The sequence below is a fragment of the Amycolatopsis sp. NPDC049252 genome (genome assembly GCF_043197175.1).
GTDB lineage: Bacteria > Actinomycetota > Actinomycetes > Mycobacteriales > Pseudonocardiaceae > Amycolatopsis.
Map to the genome: position 1 here is coordinate 38,327 of NZ_JBICSQ010000043.1, position 4,793 is coordinate 43,119.

The window sequence follows — 4,793 nt, forward strand, 5'->3', positions numbered from 1 at the left end:
GGGCTCCTCAGGGTCGGTGGGTGTCGATCAGCGAGCGGACGGCGTCGTCGAGGCCTACTTCGGCCTGGCTCCAGCGCCAGCGGCGTTCCTCGGCGTCGGCGCGGACGCGGGCGAACGCCGTCTCGGCCTCGGCGACGGCGGCGAGCACGGACTCCCGTGCCGGTCCCCCGCCGTGGGCCGCGTGCTGCGCGACTTCGGCCGGGTCGAGGGCCGCCAGGACGTGGTCGGGCTGGCCGGCCAGCCGGGTCCGGGCGACTTCGTGCAGCGGAAGCCCGGCTTCGAGGGCCTCCTTGGCCACGGCGCCGACCTCGTGGTGGGCCTGCCGGAACGGCATCCCGGCGTCGACGAGCCGTTCGGCCAGGTGCGTGGCCGCGGTCTGGCCGTCGACGGCGCGGTCGTACATCCGCTCGGGCACCGGCTCGGCCCCCTCGACGACCAGCCGCAGCAGGACCACGGCGTCGGTCGCCGCTTCGAGGGCCGACCAGGCCGGGGCCACGGCTTCGGTGCCGACGGCGATGGCGTTGGTGAACCGCGCGGTGGCCATGGCGCTCGCCGACGCCGTGAACGCGCCGAGCGGCGCCAGCGCCCGGCCCTGGACGTGCTCCAGCAGGAACGGGTTCCGCTTCTGCGGCATCATCGAGCTGGACCCGACGACGTCGTCGGCCAGCCGCAGCAGCCCGGCCTCGGCGCTGGTCCACGCCTGCAGGTCGTGCGAGACGCGGCAGAGCAGCACCCCGAGAACCGTGGCCGCGGACAGCTGCCGCAGTACCAGGTCACGCGACGCCACGGCGTGCAGCGAGTTCGCCAGCGGTGCCGCGAAGCCGAGCAACGCCGTCGTGCGGTGCTGGTCGACCGGCAGCGACGTGCCGCCGACCGCGCCCGCGCCGAGCGGGTTCTGGTCGAGCTCCGCCCCGGCCTGCCACAGCCCTTCGACGTCGCGCACCAGCGCGCTCGCCACGCCGGCCAGGTAGTGGCCGTAGGTGATCGGGACGGCGGGCTGGTGGTGGGTGTAGGCGGGCATGGTGACCCCGGCCCAGCGCCGCGCGCGCTCCAGCAGGGCGCGGCCGAGCGCGTCGGACTCGGCGAGCAGCCGCTCGTGCGGCTCCCGCAGCCGCAGCCGCACGACGGTGGCGTTGAGGTCGTTGCGGGACCGTCCACTGTGGAGGACCCCGCCGATCTCGGCGCCGAGGGTGTCGATCAGGTACGACTCGTAGGCGAGGTAGCGGCCGCGGGGCGCGGGGACCTCGTGCAGCGGCGCGAACCGGTGCGCCCGCAGGTTTTCGATGCCCGCGAGGAGTTCGGCGGCGCGGCCGGGGTCGACGATGCCGCGTTCGGCGAGCATCACGACGTGAGCCCGGTCGACCTGGCTGATCAGGCCGAGCTCGGCGGCGATCGGATCGGGGGCGGGTGCGGTGTCGCGGTCGAAGAGGATTTCCCGGGCCGCGGCGGCGACCGGCCGGGTCAGTCGTCCGGTGCCGCCCTTGGCGATGGTCATCGGGGTGCTCCTTCCGGGGTGTCCGGGTGGGGTTCGGGACCGTCCGGGTCCCGCTCGTCGCGCGCGCGGTCGGCGCGGGCTTCGGCGGTCCGGGCGACGGTGGTGATCAGGAACCGCAGGGTCATCGGGTTTCCCTTTCGGGGATCAGGGCTTCGCGCAGCACGTTCAGTCCGGCCACCGCGGCCGCGCGGCCGGCGCGGGGCCGGTCCGCCACGGCCAGGACGTGCCCGGCCCGGTCGCGGTAGTCCCGGGCCGGCCGGATGGCGGTGCCGTCGGGCCGGTACAGGCGGGCTTGCACCACGCCGGGCACGGCGGTGGCCGCGGCGACCGTGTCCCCCGCCGCGAGCACCGAGGCCGACGACGCGGTGAGGAACCGCAGCGAAGCACACGCCCGCCGGTCCGGACGCAGGTCCGGCTCGGCGCCCAGCACCGCGGCCACCTGCGCCGCCACCAGGTCGACGCCGGTCGCCGCGCGGACCAGTTCGGGGATCATCCCGCCCGCCAGGCGCGGGTTGACCTCCATCAGGCGCGGGCCGTCCGGGGTGAGCCGGATTTCGACGTGCGCGGCGCCGAAGCCGAGCCCGAGCGCGCTCACCGCCGCGCGGGCCGTGTCCGCCAGCGCCGTCTCGTCGGCCGGCGGCAGCGCGGCCGGGGCGTCGTGGCCGACCTCGACGAAGAACGGCGCCGGCCCGAGGTGCTTGCGGACGATCGCCACGACGACGTCGCCGAACAGTTCGACCGAGTACTCCGGTCCGCTCGCGTACGGCTCCACGAGCACCTGGGGCGGCACCGGCAGGCCGCGTTCGTTGTGCGTCACCGAAAGCAGCGCCGCCGCCTGGGAAGCGACCGAGTCGGGTGTCTCGCAGCGCAGCACCCCGACGCTGCCCGAGCCCTCGGCCGGCTTGAGCACCACCGGGAACTCGGTGGCCGCCGCGACGGCCGCCGCCACCGACGTCACGACCGTGCACCGCGGCGCCATCGCCGCCAGGGTGGCGCGCTGGTGGGCCTTGTTGCGGCAGTCGGTGACGGCGTCCGGGTCCGGGCCGGGCAGGCCCAGCTTCGCCGCGATCCGCGCCGCGACCGGGATGAAGTACTCCGAGCTGGTCGTCACGCCCGCGGGTTCGCCGACGTCGGCGGCGAGGACCGCGCACGGGTCGGCCGTGTCGGCCGGCACGACGCGGACGCCGTCTTCGGCCGCGTACGGGTAGCGGTCCGGGTCGGCCGCCGCCAGCACCGGCTCGTAGCCGAGCTCGCGGGCCCGGCGGGCGAACAGCCGCCCGGTGCCGGTGGTGTTGCTTTCGACGAGCAGCAGGGTGCGCATCACGCCGCCACGGCGGGGGCCAGGCTGCGCCGGCCCCAGTTCAGCCACGTCCACGAGCCGCCGGGCTCGGTGGGCGCGACGACCTCGTACGGCTCGGCCTCGCCCGGGTGCGCCAGCCCCTGGGCGTGCAGCCACTCGTCGGAGTAGACGGTGTCCTGGTAGCGGTAGCCCTCGTCGGGCAGCAGCGCGACGACCGTGGCGTCCGGGTTCCGCCGCGACCACCAGTCGGCCACCTTGAAGGACGCGCCGCTGGTCGGGCCCATGAACAGGCAGTGCCGCGCGTACAGCTCGCGGGTCGCGGCGAACGCCTCCGCGGCGCCGATCCAGTGCACCTGGTCGTAGCTCTCGTGCGCCACGTTGGGCGGGACCAGGCTGTTGCCGAGCCCGCGCAGCACCCGTGGGCCGTCGGGCTGGCCGAAGATCGCGCTGCGCTGGGTGTCGACGCCGATCAGGTTCAGCTCGGGGGCGAGCATCCGCAGGAACGAGCTGGTCCCGGACGTCGACCCGCCGGAACCGACCGCGCCGACCAGGCAGTCCGGCACGCCGATCGTCTCGGCGAGCTGCTCGGCGACCAGCGCGTAGGACGCCGGGTTGTCGGGATTGCTGTACTGGCCCGGTACCCAGTGGTTCGGGTACTCCGCGCGCAGCTCCTCGAGACGGTCGAGCCGGGCGCGCTGGAAGCCGCCGACCGGGCTGGGCTTCGGGCAGATCTCGACGCGGGCGCCGAGGTGCTCGAGCCGTCGCTTCAGCGGGGCGTCGATCGCCGGGTCGCCGACGATCGTGAGCGGGTAGCCACGCAGCCGGCAGACCATCGCGAGGCCGAGGCCGAAGGTGCCCGACGACGTCTCGAGCACGGTCGTGCCGGGGCCCACTTCGCCGCGTTCCTCGGCGCGGTCGAGCATGAACCGGGCGGGCAGCAGCTTCATCAGGCCGAAGGCGGCGACGTGGAAGTTGGGCCGGATGCGGATGATCCGGGGCAGCTCGGTGGCTTCCACCACGGACCGGCTGACGGGGGCGGCAAGGGTCATCGGACTCACCTCTCGGTTTCGAACTGCCAGGTCTCGGTCACGCCCAGCGCGGCCAGCCGCGTCGCGGCGAACTCCAGCCGGGCCGGGGTTTCGGCGTCGGCGGTGTCGAACAGCAGGCCCGCGACGTCGCCGCTGTGGGCCACCTGGACCCCGGCGGCGCCCGCGGCGCGGGCGGCCGCGAGGACGTCGTCGAGGCCCGGGATGGGCAGGTGGCGCTGGTTGAGCAGGGTGCTGGCGGTGGCGACGCGGCCGAGCAGCCGCGCGTCGCCGTCGTGGATCGCCCGTCGCAGCAGGCCGCGCAGCGGGCGGAACGCCTCGATCTCCCACGACGTGTAGCGCGCGGGCGGGAGTTCCAGGGTGTCGACGCCCCGACCGCCCGGGCTGGTGCCGAAACCCAGCACGGACAGCGGCATCAGCTCGCCGAGGTCTTCGATCGGCTCGCCTTCCCGGTGCGCGAAGACCACCGCGCGGCCGCCGTACATCAGGGAGTCGGACGCGGTTTCGGCTTCGACGGCGAGCGCGCCGACCTCGGCCGGGGCGAGCCGGGCGCCGGTCGCGGCGAGCACCGCGCCGATCGCCGACGTCACGTCCGCCGTCGACGACCCGAACCCGCGGCACAGCGGGATGTCGCTGGTGATGTCGAGCAGCCCGCCCGGGACCGGGTACCCGAGCCGGGCCAGCGTCAGGTCGGCCGCGCGGCGAGCTTTGCTGCGCCACGCCGGACGCACGGTCGTGCCGGCGTCTTCGGTGGGCAGGAACGTGGCGCGGGTGCTGTAGAGCGGGCAGGGCAGGGTGACCAGGCCGCGGCGCAGCTTGTCGCCGGTGACGAAGACCCCTTGCAGGATCTCGCCGTGGTGGGCGTCGACGCGGAAGCTGCCGGCGCGGGGGTCGGTGACGGTGGCCGGGGCGGGTGCGGCGACCGCGAGGTCTTCGGTCATGGCGTTCTCCT

5 protein-coding genes are annotated in these 4,793 nt (G+C 75.3%); all 5 read right to left on the bottom strand.

The genetic code is table 11. The features are described 5' to 3' along the window. Nucleotides 1–7: 7 nt before the first annotated feature. From argH to ACGFMK_RS32315, 5 genes are read right to left on the bottom strand one after another with little or no spacing between them, the layout of a single operon-like run. Nucleotides 8–1,495: an argininosuccinate lyase gene (gene argH / locus ACGFMK_RS32295; protein WP_392771263.1), complete on the bottom strand. Its 1,488-nt coding sequence runs from the start codon at nt 1,493–1,495 to the stop codon at nt 8–10. After that, the gene (locus tag ACGFMK_RS32300; protein ID WP_392771266.1) at nt 1,492–1,620 is read right to left on the bottom strand and encodes a hypothetical protein; all 129 of its coding nucleotides are present in this window, start codon (nt 1,618–1,620) and stop codon (nt 1,492–1,494) included. The genes argH and ACGFMK_RS32300 overlap by 4 nt, the downstream gene beginning before the upstream one ends. Beyond that, a complete protein-coding gene (locus tag ACGFMK_RS32305; RefSeq protein WP_392771268.1) occupies nt 1,617–2,816 on the bottom strand; it encodes an ATP-grasp domain-containing protein in 1,200 nt (399 codons plus the stop codon). Before ACGFMK_RS32305 ends, ACGFMK_RS32300 begins: the two co-directional genes overlap by 4 nt. Beyond that, a complete protein-coding gene (locus ACGFMK_RS32310) occupies nt 2,816–3,844 on the bottom strand; it encodes a pyridoxal-phosphate dependent enzyme (RefSeq protein ID WP_392771271.1) in 1,029 nt (342 codons plus the stop codon). The genes ACGFMK_RS32305 and ACGFMK_RS32310 overlap by 1 nt, the downstream gene beginning before the upstream one ends. A 5-nt stretch (nt 3,845–3,849) precedes the next feature. Then, nucleotides 3,850–4,782: a kinase gene (locus ACGFMK_RS32315; protein ID WP_392771273.1), complete on the bottom strand. Its 933-nt coding sequence runs from the start codon at nt 4,780–4,782 to the stop codon at nt 3,850–3,852. Nucleotides 4,783–4,793: the final 11 nt, after the last annotated feature.